The organism is uncultured Subdoligranulum sp., from assembly GCF_963931595.1.
GTDB lineage: Bacteria > Bacillota > Clostridia > Oscillospirales > Ruminococcaceae > Gemmiger.
In genome coordinates this window covers 2,345,534-2,365,602 of record NZ_OZ007030.1, presented here as the reverse complement: position 1 = coordinate 2,365,602, position 20,069 = coordinate 2,345,534, and the positions used below count along the sequence as shown (strand labels likewise).

Genomic DNA, 20,069 nt, shown 5'->3' with positions numbered 1-20,069 from the left:
AGGGACCCTATGAAGAAAAAGAAAAACACCTTGATGGCGTATCTCTGCAGCGCACCTTCGCTGCTTCTGATTTTGCTGATCGTAGTGTTTCCAATCCTGTATACGGCCTATATCTCGTTTTCAAATATGAACGTCTACCATTGGTTTGACTTCACATTTGTAGGGCTGGAAAATTATCGGGATGCTTTGTTTGTTTTTGACTCGGGCTTTCTGGAAGCTCTGCTGCGAACGGTACTGTGGACTGTTGTGAGTATGGTGCTGCAGTTGGTGATTGCGTTCGTCTTGGCCAGCCTGCTCAACATAAAGAACTTTAAAGGGCGGCGTATTTACAAGACATTGTTGATGATTCCTTGGGCGATACCGGGCTATGTATCGATCCTGCTCTGGAAAACGGGTATGTTCAACTCGCAGTTCGGACTTTTGAACCAGTGGATGGAAAAGCTGGGATCACAGGCGGTACGCTGGCTTGCTAACGACGTCTCTGCTTTCATCTGCTGTACGATCGTCAATTTGTGGCTGGCACTCCCATTCATGATTATGATCATGGATGGCGCGCTTCAGGCGGTGGACCAGAGTTACTACGAAAGCGCAATTTTGGATGGTGCCAACTGGTTCCAGCGGGCCATTTACATTACGATCCCAGAAATCAAAGGAATCATTGCTCCCTCCGTGTTGATCACGATATTCACAACATTTAAGCAATTCGACGTTGTTTACTTGTTGACACAGCAGTCAGGAGCCAAAACGGGGGCAAATATCCATACGATCCTGACCTATGCCCACGAAAATGCGTTCATCACCAACAATTACGGATACAGTTCCGCTGTTTCCATGATCATCTTTATTGTGTTGATCGCTTTTTCGCTGCTGACCAACCGCAAACGGAAGGAGGAATGATTTTATGACGCTGCATACTAGGCGCAAGGTCAAGCAGGCCGTTGGACACACATTCCTTCATCTGTTCTTTATTCTTCTGTGCTTTGGAACGCTGATCCCTATCCTGTACGCGCTATCGGTATCCTTCAACGCAGACAACAGCCTGTTAAGTTCCAATTTCCGTTTTATCCCGGAACACTTTACCCTGGATAATTATATCGCCGTCTTTAACGAAGAACCAGTCATGCTGTGGTTCAAGAACACGCTGATCCTGGCGGTTTCCACGGTGGCGATCTGCCTGGTCGTATCGGTGCCGGCAGCCTATGTGTTTTCCAGAAAGCGTTTCCGGGGCCGCAAACCGATCCTGAAGATACTGGTTTTGCTGTATTCGTTCCCGTCGGTCCTGTCCATGTTTGCCATCTACCGCCTGCTCAGCCCGATGGGGCTGGTAGACAGCAAGCTGGGTCTGATCCTGATCTACACCGGTACAATGGCGGAGTTCGGGCTGCTGAATATGAAAGGGTATTTTGATACCATCCCTCTGGAAATCGAGGAAGCTGCCGCCATTGACGGAGCCAACAACGTACAAATCGTGACCCGCATCGTGCTGCCGCTGGCAAAGCCAAGCATTCTGGTTACGGCCGTCCAGATCCTGATTTATGTCTGGAATGAGTACCTGTTTGCAACGACCTTTATGACCGGGGCGGGAAACTATACGCTCGCGGCGGGCCTGTACTCGCTGCAGGCGACAGAGATTAGCGGAAGCTGGCCGATTTTTGCGGCAGCCTCCCTAGTCGTCAGCCTGCCGATTTTGATCGTGTTCTTCTCCATACAGAAACATATGACTTCCGGCCTGACAGCGGGCGGCGTCAAGGGATAAGAGAGGTGAGAAATAGATGAATCTGCAAGCCGTGAAACACATTCCCATGTCACAGGATGCGCACGGACTTGACCCAAGCCATGTTGTTTTCCGCCTGCGTGCAGGACGGGGCGATCTGAAGGCGTGTACCCTGTACTATGCAGATCGCTCGTGCCGGGTGACCCCTGTGATTTTTTCCAGTGTCGAGATGTCGCTGGAAGCGCAGGACGAATGGTTTGATTACTATCAGGTGATCCTGGACAGCCCCTACAAACGCATCTGCTATTATTTCGAACTGGACGACGGCGACCGCAAACTTTTGTATTATGGCGATTTCTTTTCGGACCACCGCGTTGACGACCGATCGGAGTATTATCAGCTGCCCTACAACCATCCTGCCGATATCGCCGCGCCGCCAGCATGGGCCAGGGATGCTGTTGTGTATAACATCTTCCCGGACAGCTTTGCTACCGCCCATCGGTATATTTCCGACAAGGAAACCGAAAAAGACTGGAACGGCGAGACCTGCCGCGGCAAACATGGCGGGACGATCCGCGGCGTGCTTGAAAATCTGGATCACATTGCCAGCCTTGGCATCAACTGTATCTATATGAATCCGATTTTCGCGGCGGGGGAATATCACAAGTACGATCTCGTGGATTACTTTCATATTGATCCCTGCTTCGGAACGAATGAGGAATTCCGCCAGCTGGTCGATGCCTGCCATGCCAAGGATATGCGCGTTATTATAGACGGGGTGTTCAATCATGTGGGATGGCATTTCTTTGCTTTTGAGGATGTGATCCAAAAAGGGGAGGATTCCGCCTACAAGGATTGGTTTTATCGCCTGACGTTTCCCGTCCGCCGTCCGGACGACCCGGAAGCCTACCCGGATTACGAGTGCTTTGGGTACGAGCGGATGATGCCCAAAACCAACACGAGAAACCCGGAAGTGGTAGACTACTTCTGCAAGGTCGGCCGCTACTGGGTGCGGGAATTCGGCATCGACGGCTGGCGACTGGACGTGGCAAGCGAAATCAATGACGATTTTTGGCGCAGCTTCCGCAAGGCTGTCAAGCAGGAAAACCCCGATTGCATCCTGATCGGCGAGGTGTGGGAGACCGCCCAGCACTGGCTTGGCGGGGATATGTTCGACTCCACCATGAATTATGATTTCCGCAAACATTGCCGGCGCTTTTTTGCCGAGCAGTCCATCGACGCAGCCCAGTTTGATGGCAGAGTGACCAATATGCGGATGCGGTATAAACTTCCTGTTTTATACGCACAGTTGAATCTGCTGGACAGTCACGATGTCAGCCGCTTTTATTCCCTCTGTGGCAGTAACGAAGAAAAAATGAAACTGGCTGTCCTGTTCCAGATGACTTTTGTGGGGATACCGTCCGTGTTCTACGGTGATGAACGCGGCATTACCGGTATCCAGGAAGCGGAGTATCGGCATCCTATGGACTGGTCTTCGCGCCATGAACCGCTGGAGGATTTTTACCGCCAGGCGATCCATCTTCGCCGTGAAAATCCGGTGCTCTGCCGCGGTGAATATCAAACGATCTGTGCGGAGGGCGGGCTTTATGCGTACTGCCGCCAGGACGACCGAACCAGAATCACTGTGGTTCTCAACAACCAGAATACTGCCGCCAGCCTTCCGGTTGACGCGGCTGGAAAAACCGTTTTGTGGCAAACCGGCCTGCAGGAAAACCAACTGCAGCCAATGGGCTTTGCTGTGATGAAAGAGGAAATCAGAAAATGAGCGTCACCATCCAGGATGTCGCGGCAGCGGCGGGTGTATCCAAGGCAACCGTATCCAAAGTGCTGAGCGATTCGTATTCCATTTCTCAGGGGACCAAGGATCGCGTTCGCGCCGTGATTCAGGAGCTGGGGTACAGCCCGAATCGGAGGGCACAGAGTTTTGCCACCAGGCAGACCAGAAACATTCTTTTCCTGGCAGAAATGCAGCACGGCGTCGGGTTTGACAATCCGCATCTGTTCGAGATCCTTTCCGGCGCGGAGAATGCGCTGTCTCAAAAAGGATATGGTCTTATCATCCGGCAAAGCAGCGCCGAATCCCTGGTGCAGGACTTTTCCACGCTGCTCTGCAGCGAGTTTGTGGATGGGGCGATCCTGCACGCTTCGGTTGTCTCGAAGGAGGTGGCCAAGCTGCTGGTACAGGTGAAGCTGCCTTATATCGTGGTTGGTATGCCGGATTTCTCGAATCAGCTTTGCTGGATCGATACCAACAATTGTGTGGCCGGGCAAATTGCGGTCACGCATTTGTGGAACTGCGGATATGACCGGATCGCTTTTATCGGCGGACCGCAGGAGGATACGATTTCGGCGCACCGTCTGAGCGGCGTGTTGGCGACCCTGAACGAGAATGTCCCGGCGGGTTATGTGCAGTGCGGGGAGCCGACAAGCGCCGGCGGCCGTGCAGCTGTACATAAACTGCTGGCCCTTCCCGAACCGCCAAACGCGATCATCTGTGCAAACCAGTATATCGCATTCGGCTGCGTAAAAGCCCTGCAGGATGCTGGGGTCAAGATCCCGGAAAAAGCAGCCGTCATCACGTTTGACGATTTCCCTTTCTCCAAAGTACTGGAACCGCAGCTTACCGTCGTGAACCTGGATATGTATGACATGGGGGAACAGGCAGCCAAAATCGTTCTCCGAAGAATTCGGAAACCGCAGCTGGTGGTGCAATCCCAGTCTACACTGCCACTGCTGATTGAACGTCAATCCACCATGAAGAAGTAAAGGAGGGTACTATGACCCAAAGAAAAAGCACGAAACTTCTTTCCCTGATTTTGGCGCTGCTAATGGCGTTTATGCTGCTATGGACGGCGCTGCCTGCCCAAGCGGAAGAAAACGTAGACGCTCTGGGCCCGGTCACATCGAAGGATGTGATCTATCAAATTATTACCGACCGTTTTTATGACGGAGACACGAGTAACAATGTGCCCGACGGATTTGATGCAACGCTTTATGATGGTACCGGAGATGACTTGAAGCTATACCAAGGAGGCGACTGGGCTGGTATTATCGAAAAGATCCCGTACCTAAAAGGGATGGGGGTGACGGCTGTCTGGATTTCCGCTCCATATGAGAACCGTGACACCGAAATTATCGACTATCAGAGCGACGGCAGCTATGACCGTTGGACCAGCTTCCACGGTTACCATGTGCGAAACTATTTTGCCACCAACAAACATTTTGGTACGCTGAACGAATTCAAAGAATTACGCGATGCACTTCACGAAAACGGCATCAAACTGATTATCGACTTCGTGACAAATCATACAAGCCGTGAAATGAATCCTACTGCTGGGAATATCCCTGAAGACGGGAAACTCTATGAGCCAGACCGGAAGGAAGATGGTTCGTTTGCATTTGACGAAAATGGCGAACCGTATGACTACAATGGCGACGGACTGGTCGAAAATTTGATTGCAGACCCGCAAAACGATACGAACGGCTGGTTCCACGGCTTGGGAGACAGAGGTGACGACAGCAGCAGATTCGGATATCGGTATAAAGACTTGGGGTCTCTGGCTGATTTCTCGCAGGAAAATGGGGAAGTTGCAGAATACCTGGAAGAAGCAACGCTGTTCTGGGCAAACATGGGCATCAACGGCATCCGGCACGATGCCACGCTACACATGGATGCAGCGTTTGCCAAGGGGCTGAAAGATGCAGTTGACTCCAGCAACACCATCACCCAGTTTGGCGAATTCTTTATTGGCCGCCCCGATCCCAAATACGATGAATATGTATATTTCCCAAAGCAGACCGGTATCAACAATCTGGATTTTGAATACTACCGCGCTGCTTCCACGACCTTCGGCGATTTCTCGACCACGATGTCCGATTTTGGAAACATGATGGAGTATACGCAGGAGGACTATGATTACGAAAATCAAACCGTAACATTCCTTGACAACCATGACGTGAGCAGATTCGGCTATACCCAGCGCAGCCAGAAAACTTACAATGCGGCGCTTGCTACGCTTCTTACGTCCCGCGGCATTCCGAACATTTACTATGGTACGGAGCAGTATATTGTTCCGGCAGATGGCAGTGATGTTGCCGGCCGGATCTTTATGCAAACCGACAGCGCGTTTGATACGACAACCACTGCGTATCAGCTGATTGGTGAATTGTCTGATTTGCGCCAGGATAACGATGCATTGGCATACGGAACGACCGTGATTCGGTATAGCAGTGACGATGTTTTGGTGTATGAACGCCAGTTCTATGATGACGTTGTGCTGGTTGCAGTGAACCGGCAACCTGACGCGAGTTTTACCATCGATGGCGTTGAGACAATGCTCCCGGCTGGCGAGTATTCCGATTACCTGAATGGTATGCTGGATGGATCGTCTATCACGGTTAGTTCCGGAACAGAAATCAACAATTCTTCCTCTTTCACGCTTCCTGGCGGCGCGGTTTGTGTCTGGCAGTATGACAGCTCTGCATCCGCACCACAGATCGGCAATGTGATCTCTACAATGGGACGCGCTGGCAACAAAGTATATATCTATGGCGATGGGCTTGACGGAAATGTGACTGTCAATTTTGGTGGTACGCCCGCGACAGTCATTGAAAATAGCGCAACAGAGATCGTTACTACAGTGCCTGAGAATGCGACGCCTGGGTACAACGACATCACCGTCACAAAGGATGGGGCGACCAGTAACAGTTTTACATACAATGTTTTGTCGGGAGATCAAAACCAGGTGATATTCCATGTTCAGGCAGAAACGAACTATGGCGAGAACATCTATATCGTTGGTAATATCCCGGAACTCGGCAATTGGGATCCTGATAACTGTACGGAAGCATTGTTGAATCCCAATTACCCGGAATGGTTCCTGCCGGTCAGCGTCCCCGCTGGAACCCAAATTGAGTTCAAATTCATCAAGAAAGATTCTACGGGCGCGATCACATGGGAAAGCGGCGAGAATCGAGTTATAACATCTTCGCCTGACAGTGCAGGCAGCGTTGACACTGAGCTGTACTATTGGCGGAACTGATCAATCTCATAGCGTGTTATCTCCCCATTAAGAGGGAATGGCGATGGCAGAATTCTGCCATCGCCATTCCCTCTTGTGACGAATTAACTGATACAACATGTATTTAAAGGCAGAGAACCCGATGCTTGGCATTGCTGAATACCGGGTTCATTTCCTTTATCCACATTGCTATTTGGCTGGAAAACTGGCCTTGTAGATAGATACGAATATATACAAATCAAAGAAAGCGAGGTTTTCCATGATCATTGGCATCGACCACGGCTTTTACGCCATCAAAACCCGAAACTGCTCCTTCCCAGCAGGCATTACACCTTTCAGTGACCGTGAACCCTACACCCGCCAGAACGTGCTTGCGCTCGGCGGGTGTTTTTTTGTTTGCGGCAGCGGGCGGCAGCCGATCCAGCGGGACAAGACCGCCAACGACAACTACTACCTGCTGACGCTGGCTGCAATCGCGCAGGAATTGCAGGCCCGCAGCGCGCCCCGTGAGGGCAGCGTGACCATCGCGGCAGGGCTGCCCCTGACCAGCTATGGCCGCGAGAAACCCGCCTTCCGCAAATACCTGCTGCGCAATGTAGGCCAACCGACCAAATTTGGCTACGAAGGCAAGACGTACTGCGTCACGATCGAGGACGTGCTTCTCTTCCCCCAAGGCTTCACGGCGCTCATGACGCAGCCCGACCTGCTGACGGGCGAACCGTCTATGTTACCCTCGTCCACATGGCGGGAACCAAGGAACAGCTGGATGATGATACCGAATCGTTGCTTTCCGTTGCCCGCAAGCACCTGTGCCAGCTTTCCACGCTGCGCTGGCAGCAGCGGGACGGTCTGGACACTGTGCTGCCCTACGGGCTGCGGCGCATCGAGGCGCTGCGCACCCTGACCACCGAGAGCACGGCGGTACTCATCCCGTTCCGAGCCCAGGAAATTATGCAGAGCCATGGACTCTACTATGGTCAGAACACCGTCAGCCGGAACCGCATCGTGGTGGATCGCCGACAGCTGCTTAACGGCAACAGCTTCCGCCTGGGCGTATCCGGCTCCGGCAAGTCCATGAGCGCCAAAGAGGAGATCGCGCAGATCGCCCTGTCCACGGAGGATGATATTTTGATCCTGGACGTGGAATCCGAGTTCGGACATCTGGTGGAAGCCTTCGGCGGCGAGGTCATCCGCATCTCGGCTACATCGGACACCCACATCAATGCGCTGGATATGGACCGCGCCTATGGTGACGAGCGCAACCCCATTGTGTCCAAAAGCGAGTTTGTGCTGTCCCTGTTTGAGCAGCTGATCGGCAGCGGGCTGGTCACGGCCAAGGAAAAATCCATCCTGGGCCGCTGCACGGAGCAGGTCTATATGCCCTATGTCCGCAACGGGTATAAGGGGGCGGTCCCCACTCTGAAAGATTTCTACCGCCTGCTCAAGATGCAGCCGGAACCGGAAGCGCAGGGGCTGGCCATCTCCTCCGAACTCTTCATCACAGGCACCCTGGGCACCTTTGCCCAGCCCACCAACGTGGATACCAAGGCGCGCATCATTGTCTACGATATCCGGGAACTGGGCGAGCAGCTGATGCCCCTCGGGATGCTGGTGACGCTGGATGCCATCTACAACCGTGTGATCCAGAACTGGAAGCGAGGGCACCGCACCCGGATCTTCTGCGATGAGTTCTACATCCTGTTCCGGTACGAGTACAGCGCCAATTTCTTCTACAAACTGTGGAAGCGCATCCGTAAGTACAACGGCCTGATCACCGGCATGACGCAGAACGTGGATGAGTTGCTGCGCTCCGATACGGCCAGGTTGATGCTGGCAAACTCGGAGTTCCTGATCATGCTCAACCAGAGCGCCACCGACCGGGCGGAACTGGCCAAACTTCTGAACATTTCGGACACCCAGCTGGGGTACATCACCAACGTGCCGGCTGGCTGCGGGCTGATCCGCTGCGCAGGTAATCTGGTGCCCTTTACCAACAGCTTCCCCAGGGATACGCAGCTCTACCGCCTGATGACCACTAAGCCCGACGAGCGACTGAAAGGATGAAATATATGAAGCAAAAAAATAAAGGGCCGCCGAAGCGACCCTGCAAAAACAGAAGATTAATAATTCCAAATGTTGTTTTCCAGTCCACGCAGCCGCGCGCGAAAATCCGCGACCATCTTTGAGGCATCTTCGCAGTCTGGAAAGGTGACCAGATAGTCATCATCCGACTGATGAAACGTGATGACACCGGCAAGTCCTGCCATCTCGGCCACCTTGACCAGTGTATGAAAATCATATTCCATGGAACTAATCATGATATTCACAGCAAAAACACCTCTGATCTGGATTTACCTGTATCAGCATAACATAGGACGGTATCAGATGCAACCGACTAATATATCCGGCAGAAAGAAAGCCGCACGGTAGTTAGGAATCCCTTGTGGATGGTGTGTGTAACATGTGCTCGAGTAAAGCGTGATATTCAGGCAGCTGAGAATCGTACGGTTGTACTTTCTTACAAAATTCATCCTGTATGATTTTTGGAGCATCGCCAATCGGGCCTTCGCAATTGTGGTCTAGCAATATGTCATTGCCCATTTCCCAATACACCCGCTCACAGATCATATCAGCTGAATCTACAAGTTCAGATTCTTCAATGGAACTCCGGGTATGGTCAATAAACAAAAACACATAATGCTGTAGTTTGTCACACCAGAGATAGTCCATAAAATCGGCTTTAGCCAGGTACGGCTTAAACACTGTCAGAACTCGCTCAATCTCGTGCTTCTGCTTATTCGCGTTCATGGACAACCTCCTTTATGCTAAATCTTCAAAACTTAATTGCCCATCTTCACGAGTGTATTGCAACAGCGGTGGAACAATGGTAAGCAGGCGTAGTGCTGCTTGAGGATCAGTTAACCAGGGGCGTACCTGTTCGTGGGACAGAATCAGCGGCATGCGGTCATGAATATCTGAAACAGATGCATTAGGCACAGTGGTCAACACAACATAACAGTTGATCCCCTCAATATTGTCGTAGATCCCGGCCAGATAGATTGGTTTCCCTGGAATCTGGAAGAAGTATTTGTGCTTCCCCGCGTCCCATTCGTAGTACCCACTGGCAGGAATCACACAGCGCTGCGCAGCCATGCTTTTGCGGAACATAGGCTTCTCGCAGACCGTTTCGGAGCGGGCATTGATCATCAGACCACCGCGCCAGCCAGGTATGCCCCAACGCTGAAATTCTGCGACTACTTTGTTACCGCTTGCGATAAGAACTGGTGCCGTGGCTGTAGGGGCAATATCTCCGGCCATAGGAAAATTCAGTTCGCCGTGCTGCACACTGCGGCGCTGCGCATCCTGTATGATTCTCTGAAATTCTCGATTCTCTTTAGTAGAAAACAAATACCGACCACACATTGGATTTTCACCTCGCAGTCAAAACCAATTCTTGTGTACTTATTACCCAACCACGATTCCGGCAATATGAAACTCGTCTTCTGCACCAATGGGAATAGGCTGATAAGCGGGATTCAGCGAAATCAGCGCAACGCCGTGTTCGTCACATTTTAGTTTTTTGCAATATCCTTGGCCGTTCAAAACACAAAGAATAATGGAACCGTTTTCGGCTGTTTCACTGGCTCGGGCCCAGACAATCTGCCCATCTGCGAAACGAGGTTCCATAGAGTTACCGGCTAGGCGAACACCAAATTCCGCGCGGGAGGGGACAGAGTCGTCTACCTCCATCTGCTCGGCAAGATCATCATCCAACCACTGACCCGTGCCGGCCGAAGCTGGTTGCAAATAAACGGGAAGAACACGAATCGTGGGATGAATGTCCTCACAAAACTGAGGAGAGCGCAGCAACAGATCCCGGTACTCTTCTAGACGGTTCATACCCAAATGGTTGAGCTGGGGGCCTTCGGATTCGTTGAACAGATCAGATACCTCTCGATATCCCAGCGCATGAGCCAAGGCAATTGCCTGAGTGACCCGCGGCTCTGTGTCGCCGCTCTCCCAGGATACAAGGGTACGGGTGGCTACACTTTTTTCATGGGGAAGAAATTCCCGCATCCGGGTCACAACTTGCTCACGAGTAAGTTTTTGGGCTTCCCGGGCCTGTTTGATTCTGTCATTCCAGCTCATGGTAGTTCACCTCACTCATAGTATACCACTGCTGTAATTGTAAAGTCAATGGTACGTTTACATGGATTTTCAAAAATGGAGTATTGAAATTGAAATAACATGTAAATATAATGGACGTAAGGGGGAATGACTATGACCAGGCAACGGCACATTTTGCATTGTGACTGTAACTGCTTCGTGTGACACGCAAGTCACTTGATTGATTGTCCTCCAAATGAGAGGACCCGCTGTGCCGTCGGCGGCGCCTACCGTTCACAAAGTGTTCAGTAATGCCCATGAGGAAACGGAACGGGACACAGTAGCCCTTTCTCTGAATGAGAAGGAGCGGCAACCGCGAGGAAGCCGCAAGACTGTTAGCAACGATACAGTCAGGGAGCAGGCGAAGATAATATGACTAAGAAATCTGAACTGCTGATAAACGTCGTTATTGCAGAACAGGCCAAAGTTGCTGTCAGGCCTGACCCAAAACGGGGCTGAAGTCGGATGTTCCTCTGAATGCATAGGAACACACGGTCGAATGGCTTCCGGCGAAAAGGCAGAGTCTACGTTATCTGTATCGATCAGGTGGAACGTGGTAAGCCCGTACCTTCCCATAACTGTATGGAAGGTTTCCCGCGAGGGACGCTAATGAAGGTGCGGGTACAGGAGGACGGAAAAAGCGAATGCCTGGCTGTAACGGCCGGGATAGAGGTTGCAACATTACCTTGCCCGAAAGGGTGCAGACTTCCGTCTGGTCTTTCTTTGCAAGAGAATTTGAGAAATTTCTGAAAGGGGTAAAGCAGATGAACAGGAAACTGTGTGCGACTCCTCGCGTCGGTCAGCACTGGCAAGACATTGACTTTGCCAATGCAGAAAAGTGCGTGAAGAAACTGCAAATGCGTATTGCAAAGGCCGTAAAGGAAAGAAAGTGGGGCAAGGTCAAAGCCCTGCAATGGACACTGACGCACTCGTATTATGCGAAAGTGCTCGCAGTGAAACAAGTGACAGAAAACAGAGGGAAACGAACTTCCGGTGTTGACCATGAACTTTGGGACACCCCCGACGGTAAATTGAAAGCGATCGGAAAATTAAAACGACACGGCTACCGACCGTTACCGCTTCGGCGTGTGTATAGACCAAAGAAAAACGGGAAGCTTCGTCCCCTCAGCATTCCAACCATGACAGACAGAGCCATGCAAACCTTGTACAGGTTCGCGCTCGACCCCGTTGCGGAAACAACGGCAGATGCTCACTCATACGGATTTCGCAAAGGACGTTGCGTGCAAGATGCCATTGAACACTGCTTCACAAGTCTAAGCCGCGGCACATCACCGGCTTGGATTCTGGAGGGAGACATCAAAGGATGCTTTGATCATATCAGCCACAAATGGCTGCTGGATAATATTCCGATGGACAAAGAAATCCTTGGAAAATTTCTAAAGAGCGGTTTCGTGGATGGCGGTATCTTCCACAATTCGGAAGAAGGCACCCCGCAGGGCGGTACGATTTCGACTGTACTTTGTAACATGACGCTGGATGGATTGGAGCCCTTACTGAAAGAGAGATTCGTGCGCAACTACAGGAACGGTCGGATGTACAATCCAAAAGTCAACTTTACTCGATATGCCGACGACTTTATTGTGACGGGAGAAAGTCCCGAGCTGCTGGATGAACAAGTAAAACCACTCATCCGGCAATTCCTCCAGGAGCGAGGCCTTACCCTGTCAGAAGAAAAAACCAAGATTACGCATATCGAAGATGGGTTTGATTTCTTGGGATGTAACATCCGAAAGTTCAAAGGAAAATTGCTTACACGGCCATCCAAAACATCCGAAAAAGCGTTTCTCGCTAAAATTCGAGCGGTGGTTCGGGCCAATCGGATGGCACGCCAACAAGACCTCATTGCCAAACTGAACCCTATTATCCGAGGATGGACAAACTTCCACCGTTTTAACGTCGCTTCCAGGGTGTTTCACCATGCCGACTTTCAGATTTACCAAGCATTGTGGAAATGGGCAAAAAGACGGCATCCTAACAAAGGAAGTCGCTGGATCGCCCAACGATATTTCCATCGCATTGGTAATCGTACCTGGACATTTTCTGTCCAATGGCGGAGAGCAGATGGCAGTACAGGGTACTATGCCTTGGAATACGCGAACGATGTGAAAATTGCTCGCTATCCCAAAATTCAGGACGGAGCCAATCCCTATGATGAGGAATGGCAGCTGTATTTTGAAGAACGGGAAACGGATAAAATGCGTATCAGTGTAAAAGGCAATGCTACGCTCAGGAAAATCTTCCGAATTCAGAAAGGGCGCTGCGCGCTTTGCGGTGAGCGTTTAACCCTGGAAACTGGTGCGCGGTGTCACAAATACACCGATGGAATGCGTACGATGAACTATTTGGTTCATCCAAGTTGTCACAGGAAAATCATTCTTTTCCATTCTTGCGACCGGCTTATTGCGGCAGTAATAGGCTTTGAAAGGCTTGAGCCGTATGACGGGAAACTGTCACGTACGGTTCTTAGGGGAGGGGTGGGCAGTAATGCCTATCTCTTACCCGACTATGCAAGTGTAGAGATGCAGGAAAATCCTCAGTTGCGGGGAAAGCGCATTGCAGTTTGCGGAAGCAAAGAAGATCGTCACGGTATTGTACTGACGGCCAATTATCCTGCAAAATGGATGGGAGTTAAGACCGGCATGGCCATCTGGCAAGCACGGCAGTGCTGTCGTGACCTGATCATTGTTCCGCCTCATTACACCGAGTATATGCGGTATAGCGGTTACGTGCGGGAAATTCTGCAAGATTACAGCGACCAGATCGAAGGGTTCGGCCTGGATGAAAGCTGGGTCGATGTTTCCGGTAGCACGGGCCTGTTTGGCAGCCCGATGACTATTGCCAAAGAAATCAGCACACGGGTCAAGAAGGAACTGGGCATCACAGTGAGTATCGGCGTTTCCAACAATAAAGTTACGGCAAAATTGGGCAGTGACTACAAAAAAACCGACGGGATCACGCGCATTGAGCCCGACAACTACCAAGAAATTGCTTACCCGCTTCCCGTACAAGACTTATTGTACGTGGGGCCGGCTACTCAACGAAAATTGAATTCCTATGGTATCAGAACCATCGGCCAGCTGGCAGAGACCAATCCAAAAACCTTACAAGGGTGGTTCGGCAAGGTAGGCTACGCACTTTCTGCTTTCGCCCGTGGTCTGGATACTTCACCAGTTGCCAAGCTGGACCACAGAGCAGCCATCAAAAGTGTTGGAAATAGTGGAACCACACCACGAGACCTGATGAATGATACGGATGTATGGTTGATGTTGAACATCATGAGTGAGAGTGTAGCCATGCGGATGCGGGAACTCGCCATGAAATGCACGGTAGTGGAAGTATCGGTGCGGGACAGTGATCTCTGTGGATTTGTGCGCCAGCGCAAAATAGAAACTCCGACCAATGTAGCCCTGGAAATTGCGCGGGAGGCGTTTGCGCTGTTCAAGGCCAATTACCGTTGGGGAAAGCCTTTGCGCGGTGTAGGTGTGCGCGGAGCAGGACTCGTGCCGGAGGACTGTGCTGTTCAGCTTGGATTTTTCAGCAATGAAGAAAAACGGGAAAAGCTGGAACGCATCGACAAGGCTGTAGATAATGTCAGAGAGCGGTATGGGTATACCTGTGTACAGAGAGCGATTGTCTATACGGACAACCAGTTGAGTAAAATAAACCCCAAGGATGACCATACCGTCCATCCGGTGGGATTTTTCAATGCGGGATAAGGAGGCATCTGCATGGCACGACAAATTACCAAACGTGAGAAGCGGTATGTAACGGTTGATGTACGTTTTGAAGTGGATGGACACCTTCGGCCATTAGCTATACGGTATGGCCCCGAGCAAATCTATGAAATCGATGCCGTCAAGGACGTGAGCAGGCGGGCTGCAGAGGTAGGCGGCGTGGGAGATCGGTATCTTTGTGTCATAGCCGGTCAGGAGAAGAAGCTCTGGTTTGAGAAGGGACGTTGGTTTGTGGAAGCCAAAGTATAAAAAAGGAGCAGTCTACGGACTGCTCCTTTTTACTGCTGGTTCAATTTTTCGTCAGACCGTACGGCTTCTACAGCAGCTTTCGCAACTTTATAAGCGATGCGTACCTCGTGGTCGTTACAGTCATCCAGTAAGGACTGCATATCCCTCTCGAATTGCGGACGAGCTTTGACCAAATTGTCACACAACAGATCGTCTACGGTTACGTTTAACGCGTTGGCAACCTTCACGATGGTTGTCAGGCTTACACGGGTACTGCCAGTCTCAATATTGCTCAAATGAGTCGGGGATACAGACACCTTGTCAGCCAATTGCTCTTGTGTGATTTCCATACGGATACGAGCGACTTTGATGCGTTTCCCGATTGCCTTGTAATCTAGTTCCATAAAACGCCCTCCGTCGATTTTTCTCTATTGTAACTACGGACGTAAAATAATATAATAATCTATAACCGTATTCTACGGGCATAGTTTAATATTTGAAAAAACGCATTCAGCTTTCGGTGTGATCTATTTATGGAAGCCTCCATTTATAGGGAAATACATCACAATTCGTCGTTTTTTGCACGGCTTATCTTCTACACTAAAGACAATTCATAACTGCTGTAAGGAGCTTTCTATGCTGCAAAAAAGATATGTCAGGTTCCTTTCCGGTTTGCTCTCTTTGGCGTTCCTGGCATTTACAGGTTGTACCAACTCTCAGGAGCAGATACCGGTATCCACACCTGGTATTCCCGTGGTGCAAGCGGAGGTAAGTGAACCGGAACAGTCTCCTGCATTAAACCGTGAAGATGGGGCATCCTTTTCCCTGACAATGCTGGATGTGGGGCAGGGACTTTCTATTCTCGTTCAGGCCGATGGTGAGTATCTGCTTTATGACGGCGGCGGTCGCGGCACGTCCTCCTATGTGGTTGCCTATCTCCAACAGCACGCTGTAACAGAACTTGAATGGCTGGCAGCTTCCCACTATGATGAGGATCACATCAGCGGTCTGGTAGGTGTGCTTCATACCACACCAGTGGAGCAGGCGCTGATGCCCGACTACACCACTGACACGCAAATCTACCAATCCCTGCAAACCGTGCTGGGAGAAAAGAATGTTCCGGTGATTCACCCAGCCAAAGGAGACACCTTCTCTCTCGGTGAGGCAGAAATCCAGGTTGTGGGGCCGCAAAATTATGACTATGATTCGGACAATGACGAATCCCTCTGTCTGCGCATTTGTTACGGGGATTTCCAATGCCTTCTGACCGGAGATGCCGAGCAGGACGCAGAACAGGACATGGTGGCTTCCGGGCAGGATCTGACCTGCGATTTATATGTGGTAGGACATCACGGTAGTTCCTCTTCCACCAGTGAAGAACTGTTGGATGCGGCGTCTCCTGCCTATGCATTCCTTAGCGTGGGGGAGGACAACCCGTATGGGCACCCCACAGCGCAGACATTGAACGCCCTGCAACAGCATGAAATTACCCTATACCGAACCGATCAGCAGGGAGAAGTCACTGTCTATTCAGATGGTCAGAAATGTTGGTTCAGCACGGAACCCTGTCAAGACTGGAGCGCCGGCAACCAAGCCATCGCTGAAAAGCCACTCTCCACAACTGTACCGCAGACCGCACAGTATGTGCTGAACACTCACACCAAAAAGTTTCATTTTCCGGATTGGCCCAGTGTCGATCAGATGAGCGAAAAGAACAAGGAGTTTACAGATGCTTCCCGAGATGAATTGATTGCCAGAGGCTATACGGCCTGTGGCCGATGTAATCCTTAGATATAGATGAAGGGCGGCTACCTGCCGGAAAAGCAGGTGGCCGCCCTTTATATAATATTTTCAAAAAGCAGGTGATGCAATGAAAGAGAATACCCACAAAGAACCCAAGCAGAAACCTTCTGGCCGAGTGCCAAAAGAGCATGTTGTAAACCGGCTGCCGAAAACCCTTGCACGAGAAGCATGGCTGAAAAGCAAGGAAAAAGCAATTTCGGCAACGCGCACACGGTCCGGCAGCGACTACGCTTCCGCACAGGAAATGGAAGAATACGCTGTCCAGCAAGCAGAGGACCATCTGGAAGATGGAGCTCTCTTTGCATTGAGGAAAACAGGTACCGTTGCCAAAGATCGTTTCACTCGCAAAAATGAGCCGGATGAACCGCCGCAGGATGATCCCATGTATGGGGATGCCCCGGAACCGGGCGAGAAGAAAGCCACAGCCCGAGAAAACTCCAGCTCCGATCCGCAAGCAAACGCCAAGAAGGCGCAGAAACGACGAACTGCTCAGAAGCAAAGCCGCGATGTCAGAGTGCGCCAGCAACGGATCAAGAAATCTACCCGAGGGGTACGCGGTGTCGATAGAGATCAAAAACAACTCCGCACGGCTGCCAATACCGCCCGCAAAGAGAAACAGGCAAGACAAGCAGCACAACGCACACAGCGAACAATCTATCGGGCTCAGCAGGCCGCACGGGAAAGTGCAGAAGCAGCCAAAAAGGTAATTGCAGTGATACGCTCGGCGATTCAGCATCTGTTGGCCGCTCTGCAGAGCCTTGCGGCTGCACTGATTGCTGGTGGCTGGGTAACCGTGTTTGTCATCCTGCTGATCTGTTTAATTGCCCTTGTGGTGGGATCAGGTTATGGGATCTTCTTCGCCGCAGAGTCTCCGGACGAGAATGCTATCAGTGTGCAGGATGCCGTGGAACAGCTAACCGAAGAATATCGGGACCGGCTGGAAGAAATCGAAAACAGTGTAGACTATGACCGCCAGGAGATCGAGTCCAACGATGGAAGCTATGCCATTGCGTGGCAGGATGTCCTGGCGGTCTTTGCGTCTCAAACATCAGGGGATGCCAATGGTGCTGCCGTTGCCTATCTGGATGAGGACAACGTGGATCGGCTGCGCACCGTCCTTTGGAATATGAACGAACTGGACTGGCGCACCGAAAGCCAAACCCAGGAGGTGGAACAAACAAATGAGGAAGGTGAGACAGAAACCACAACCATTACCGAAACCGTCCTGATCATTGAAATGACCCACCATACACCTGACGAGATGCGTGACACATACCACTTTACCGACAGACAAAATGAATACCTGACACTTCTGTCAGGAGAAGATACCACAATCCTTTGGGGTGAACTCCTGGGTGGCTTCGTGCAGGGGAGCGGGGACATTATGACGCCGGGATTTACCGGCACGGGTGACGGGAGCTTACAATGGCCACTTCCCATTGCGGGAAGCATTACTTCTCCGTTTGGGTATCGCACCGATCCAATCAGTGGAGAAAGCAGTTACCATAGCGGTACCGACATCTCCGCTCCGGAAGGGACTCCCATCCTGGCTGCTGCAGCCGGTACCGTAACAATCGCCAATGCCACCGACAGTTGGGGCGGTAGTTACGGATACCATGTGAAACTGGATCACGGAAATGGAATGGAAACCTTGTATGCACATTGCTCCAGCATCTGCGTCACCGTGGGGCAGCAGGTACAGGCGGGACAGGTTATTGCTTATGTGGGGCATACTGGCCGAGCAACGGGTAGTCATTTGCATTTTGAAGCCTACATCGACGGTCAGCGCACAGACCCGACAGCGTTGGTGGGGTAGTGCGCTCTCTGTTCTTAACTATGATGTCAGTCGACCCTTATCAGCCGGTACTGATCAATGCCGTCGGAAATATCGAATACATAAACCCGATTGCCTTTGCTTTCAGAATTGGCATACAGCCGCATGACGTTATCTTCAATCTCTACATGCCCAGCGTCGAATTCCGAAGCCGCACTTTCCATTGATGGTACAAACAGAATCTGACCTTCTTCCAAGTCAAAACGGACGACATCGTCGTCTTCTGGTATCGCACTTTTGAAAAGGTCGAGTGTATCCAAGCCGAGATGAGTGGCCGTAAAATCAAGAAAGTCCGAGACCGGAATGACTGTATAATTCCGCATGAAGCCATCATGTGTTTCACGATAAACAATCTGGTCGTAGATGTCAGGATGTGTTGTGCAGAAGTATTCCAGCATACAGCGGCTCAGACGGAACGCAGTTTCACCGTCAGCGTTTTCAATGGAATCCAAGGGGTTCTGTATGGCAACAGCTGTGCTCATGGGGCGGTTCGGCTTCTCCGACGTCCGCCACCATATACTGGCCGTCCGGGTCGCCCACGATCATGATCCATCTGGCACGCACCCGTATGGTGTACTCCTCCTGCGGCCGCGTCACCACATCGTTTGTGAAAAACAAATAGGTGTCGATTTCCACTGCCTTGGACTCGACCACATCGTCGCCCAGCAGCAGCTGTGCCTCGTATTCAAAGCTATCGCCGGAGGCCGCTCCTGCCGGCCGGCCCCACTGCACCTGGTTTTGGTAGCCCGACCAGCGGGGGTTCCCTGGCACATATTCCCCCGCCGCCGAAACGGACAGGGGAAGGGCCGCGATCATCAGTCATACCGCCAGCAGCATACTGAAAAGCCATGCGCCTTTTTGCCGCCCCGGCGGTTTTTTCCCTGCGCATACGCAATCTCCTCCCTTTATCGCACCGGAGCGCCCTGCGAGGAAAGCGGTGCTCCGCATGCTCCGCAGAAGCGGCTTCCGGGCGGTATCTCCGCCCCGCACTGGGGGCATTTGTTTTCCAGCTTCGCCCCGCAGTTGTTGCAGAATTTGGCGCCGGCCGCACACTGGGTTTTGCAGGCGGGGCAAACCACCATACCCGCGTTCAGTTCCGCCCCGGCGTTTCGCACCACCACCGAGCGGCCGCCGGAGACGATGCACTGCTCAATCACCTGGAAAATCTCTTCCGGCAGCTTTTTCTGCTTGTAGGCGCCCACACCGGCAGTCACCGCCAGCGGCCATGCGATAAACCATCCCAGCACGCCAGCGCCGATCTTATCCGACCATTCGCCCTGACCCACGGTGACGTTTAAGTTGTCATCCATCCGGATCATCTGCACCGTCGTAGCCATCCTCATGCCGGCAATGGTCTTCCAGCCGTCTTTTTCCTGACGGCCCTGCACCACATAGCCTTCTGTGGTTTCGGCACTCTGTACCTCCATCCCCTTAGCGGATGAAAGGAACGCCTCCACCGCGTTTGCCACCACCTGGGTACTCATGCCGGCAGGCAGCCGGAATACTCTCGATTCATTTGCCATCTC

The 20,069-nt window shown here is 51.6% G+C and carries 17 protein-coding genes and 2 pseudogenes; 11 read left to right on the top strand and 8 right to left on the bottom strand.

Features of this window, described 5'->3' with window-relative positions; translation table 11 throughout:
* The first annotated feature begins 9 nt into the window (after window positions 1-9).
* From ABGT73_RS11400 to ABGT73_RS11370, 7 genes and pseudogenes are all read left to right on the top strand, one after another.
* A complete protein-coding gene (locus ABGT73_RS11400; protein ID WP_330033251.1) occupies window positions 10-897 on the top strand; it encodes a sugar ABC transporter permease in 888 nt (295 codons plus the stop codon).
* Window positions 898-901: 4 nt separating this feature from the next.
* Window positions 902-1,756 carry an ABC transporter permease subunit gene (locus ABGT73_RS11395; RefSeq protein WP_346669800.1) on the top strand — a complete coding sequence of 285 codons (855 nt, stop codon included), beginning with the start codon at window positions 902-904 and terminating at the stop codon, window positions 1,754-1,756.
* A gap of 16 nt (window positions 1,757-1,772) precedes the next feature.
* Complete coding sequence (locus ABGT73_RS11390; RefSeq protein ID WP_346669799.1) at window positions 1,773-3,500, top strand: alpha amylase N-terminal ig-like domain-containing protein; 1,728 nt, start codon at window positions 1,773-1,775, stop codon at window positions 3,498-3,500.
* Window positions 3,497-4,501 (top strand): LacI family DNA-binding transcriptional regulator, encoded by a 1,005-nt coding sequence (locus ABGT73_RS11385; RefSeq protein ID WP_346669798.1) that lies wholly within the window; start codon window positions 3,497-3,499, stop codon window positions 4,499-4,501. Before ABGT73_RS11390 ends, ABGT73_RS11385 begins: the two co-directional genes overlap by 4 nt.
* Before the next feature lie 11 nt (window positions 4,502-4,512).
* Window positions 4,513-6,777: an alpha-amylase family glycosyl hydrolase gene (locus tag ABGT73_RS11380; RefSeq protein WP_346669797.1), complete on the top strand. Its 2,265-nt coding sequence runs from the start codon at window positions 4,513-4,515 to the stop codon at window positions 6,775-6,777.
* A gap of 238 nt (window positions 6,778-7,015) precedes the next feature.
* A pseudogene (locus ABGT73_RS11375) lies at window positions 7,016-7,423 on the top strand (plasmid segregation actin-type ATPase ParM); the annotation flags it as partial.
* Between the two features lie 41 nt (window positions 7,424-7,464).
* A pseudogene (locus ABGT73_RS11370) lies at window positions 7,465-8,820 on the top strand (TraE family protein); the annotation flags it as partial.
* Window positions 8,821-8,876: 56 nt separating this feature from the next.
* Here ABGT73_RS11370 and ABGT73_RS11365 read toward each other — a convergent pair.
* The 4 genes from ABGT73_RS11365 to ABGT73_RS11350 form a co-directional block, all read right to left on the bottom strand.
* On the bottom strand, window positions 8,877-9,083 hold the full coding sequence (locus ABGT73_RS11365) for a hypothetical protein (protein ID WP_346669796.1): 207 nt from the start codon (window positions 9,081-9,083) through the stop codon (window positions 8,877-8,879).
* 103 nt (window positions 9,084-9,186) lie between these two features.
* Complete coding sequence (locus tag ABGT73_RS11360) at window positions 9,187-9,564, bottom strand: hypothetical protein (protein WP_346669795.1); 378 nt, start codon at window positions 9,562-9,564, stop codon at window positions 9,187-9,189.
* A 12-nt stretch (window positions 9,565-9,576) separates the two neighbouring features.
* The gene (locus ABGT73_RS11355; RefSeq protein ID WP_346669794.1) at window positions 9,577-10,179 is read right to left on the bottom strand and encodes an SOS response-associated peptidase; all 603 of its coding nucleotides are present in this window, start codon (window positions 10,177-10,179) and stop codon (window positions 9,577-9,579) included.
* A gap of 42 nt (window positions 10,180-10,221) precedes the next feature.
* Window positions 10,222-10,905 carry a LexA family transcriptional regulator gene (locus ABGT73_RS11350; RefSeq protein ID WP_346669793.1) on the bottom strand — a complete coding sequence of 228 codons (684 nt, stop codon included), beginning with the start codon at window positions 10,903-10,905 and terminating at the stop codon, window positions 10,222-10,224.
* Window positions 10,906-11,567: 662 nt separating this feature from the next.
* Here ABGT73_RS11350 and ltrA point away from each other — a divergent pair.
* Complete coding sequence (ltrA, locus tag ABGT73_RS11345; protein WP_346669792.1) at window positions 11,568-14,660, top strand: group II intron reverse transcriptase/maturase; 3,093 nt, start codon at window positions 11,568-11,570, stop codon at window positions 14,658-14,660.
* Window positions 14,661-14,672: 12 nt separating this feature from the next.
* On the top strand, window positions 14,673-14,927 hold the full coding sequence (locus tag ABGT73_RS11340) for a hypothetical protein (protein ID WP_346669791.1): 255 nt from the start codon (window positions 14,673-14,675) through the stop codon (window positions 14,925-14,927).
* Window positions 14,928-14,956: 29 nt separating this feature from the next.
* Here the strand turns inward: ABGT73_RS11340 and ABGT73_RS11335 are convergent, their stop codons facing one another.
* Window positions 14,957-15,310 (bottom strand): helix-turn-helix transcriptional regulator, encoded by a 354-nt coding sequence (locus ABGT73_RS11335; protein WP_317321461.1) that lies wholly within the window; start codon window positions 15,308-15,310, stop codon window positions 14,957-14,959.
* 232 nt (window positions 15,311-15,542) lie between these two features.
* Here ABGT73_RS11335 and ABGT73_RS11330 point away from each other — a divergent pair, with 232 nt between their 5' ends.
* Together ABGT73_RS11330 and ABGT73_RS11325 are read left to right on the top strand one after the other, a co-directional pair.
* Entirely contained in the window at window positions 15,543-16,697 is a 1,155-nt protein-coding gene (locus tag ABGT73_RS11330) for a ComEC/Rec2 family competence protein (protein WP_346669790.1), read from the top strand.
* Between the two features lie 79 nt (window positions 16,698-16,776).
* Window positions 16,777-18,525 (top strand): peptidoglycan DD-metalloendopeptidase family protein, encoded by a 1,749-nt coding sequence (locus ABGT73_RS11325; RefSeq protein WP_346669789.1) that lies wholly within the window; start codon window positions 16,777-16,779, stop codon window positions 18,523-18,525.
* A gap of 26 nt (window positions 18,526-18,551) precedes the next feature.
* On the opposite strand, the gene ABGT73_RS11320 is transcribed toward ABGT73_RS11325, so the two are convergent.
* The 3 genes from ABGT73_RS11320 to ABGT73_RS11310 all read right to left on the bottom strand — a co-directional run bounded on the left by ABGT73_RS11320 (window position 18,552) and on the right by ABGT73_RS11310 (window position 20,066).
* On the bottom strand, window positions 18,552-19,025 hold the full coding sequence (locus ABGT73_RS11320) for a hypothetical protein (RefSeq protein ID WP_346669788.1): 474 nt from the start codon (window positions 19,023-19,025) through the stop codon (window positions 18,552-18,554).
* Entirely contained in the window at window positions 18,982-19,359 is a 378-nt protein-coding gene (locus ABGT73_RS11315; protein ID WP_346669787.1) for a hypothetical protein, read from the bottom strand. Before ABGT73_RS11315 ends, ABGT73_RS11320 begins: the two co-directional genes overlap by 44 nt.
* Before the next feature lie 89 nt (window positions 19,360-19,448).
* A complete protein-coding gene (locus ABGT73_RS11310) occupies window positions 19,449-20,066 on the bottom strand; it encodes a zinc ribbon domain-containing protein (protein WP_007048434.1) in 618 nt (205 codons plus the stop codon).
* Window positions 20,067-20,069: the final 3 nt, after the last annotated feature.

Coding starts and splice junctions, on each gene's coding strand:
- ABGT73_RS11400 (WP_330033251.1), top strand. CDS start 10: ATGAAGAAAAAGAAAAACACCTTGATGGCGTATCTCTGCAGCGCACCT.
- ABGT73_RS11395 (WP_346669800.1), top strand. CDS start 902: ATGACGCTGCATACTAGGCGCAAGGTCAAGCAGGCCGTTGGACACACA.
- ABGT73_RS11390 (WP_346669799.1), top strand. CDS start 1,773: ATGAATCTGCAAGCCGTGAAACACATTCCCATGTCACAGGATGCGCAC.
- ABGT73_RS11385 (WP_346669798.1), top strand. CDS start 3,497: ATGAGCGTCACCATCCAGGATGTCGCGGCAGCGGCGGGTGTATCCAAG.
- ABGT73_RS11380 (WP_346669797.1), top strand. CDS start 4,513: ATGACCCAAAGAAAAAGCACGAAACTTCTTTCCCTGATTTTGGCGCTG.
- ABGT73_RS11360 (WP_346669795.1), bottom strand. CDS start 9,564: ATGAACGCGAATAAGCAGAAGCACGAGATTGAGCGAGTTCTGACAGTG.
- ABGT73_RS11355 (WP_346669794.1), bottom strand. CDS start 10,179: ATGTGTGGTCGGTATTTGTTTTCTACTAAAGAGAATCGAGAATTTCAG.
- ABGT73_RS11350 (WP_346669793.1), bottom strand. CDS start 10,905: ATGAGCTGGAATGACAGAATCAAACAGGCCCGGGAAGCCCAAAAACTT.
- ltrA (WP_346669792.1), top strand. CDS start 11,568: ATGCCTGGCTGTAACGGCCGGGATAGAGGTTGCAACATTACCTTGCCC.
- ABGT73_RS11340 (WP_346669791.1), top strand. CDS start 14,673: ATGGCACGACAAATTACCAAACGTGAGAAGCGGTATGTAACGGTTGAT.
- ABGT73_RS11335 (WP_317321461.1), bottom strand. CDS start 15,310: ATGGAACTAGATTACAAGGCAATCGGGAAACGCATCAAAGTCGCTCGT.
- ABGT73_RS11330 (WP_346669790.1), top strand. CDS start 15,543: ATGCTGCAAAAAAGATATGTCAGGTTCCTTTCCGGTTTGCTCTCTTTG.
- ABGT73_RS11325 (WP_346669789.1), top strand. CDS start 16,777: ATGAAAGAGAATACCCACAAAGAACCCAAGCAGAAACCTTCTGGCCGA.
- ABGT73_RS11320 (WP_346669788.1), bottom strand. CDS start 19,025: ATGAGCACAGCTGTTGCCATACAGAACCCCTTGGATTCCATTGAAAAC.
- ABGT73_RS11315 (WP_346669787.1), bottom strand. CDS start 19,359: ATGATCGCGGCCCTTCCCCTGTCCGTTTCGGCGGCGGGGGAATATGTG.
- ABGT73_RS11310 (WP_007048434.1), bottom strand. CDS start 20,066: ATGGCAAATGAATCGAGAGTATTCCGGCTGCCTGCCGGCATGAGTACC.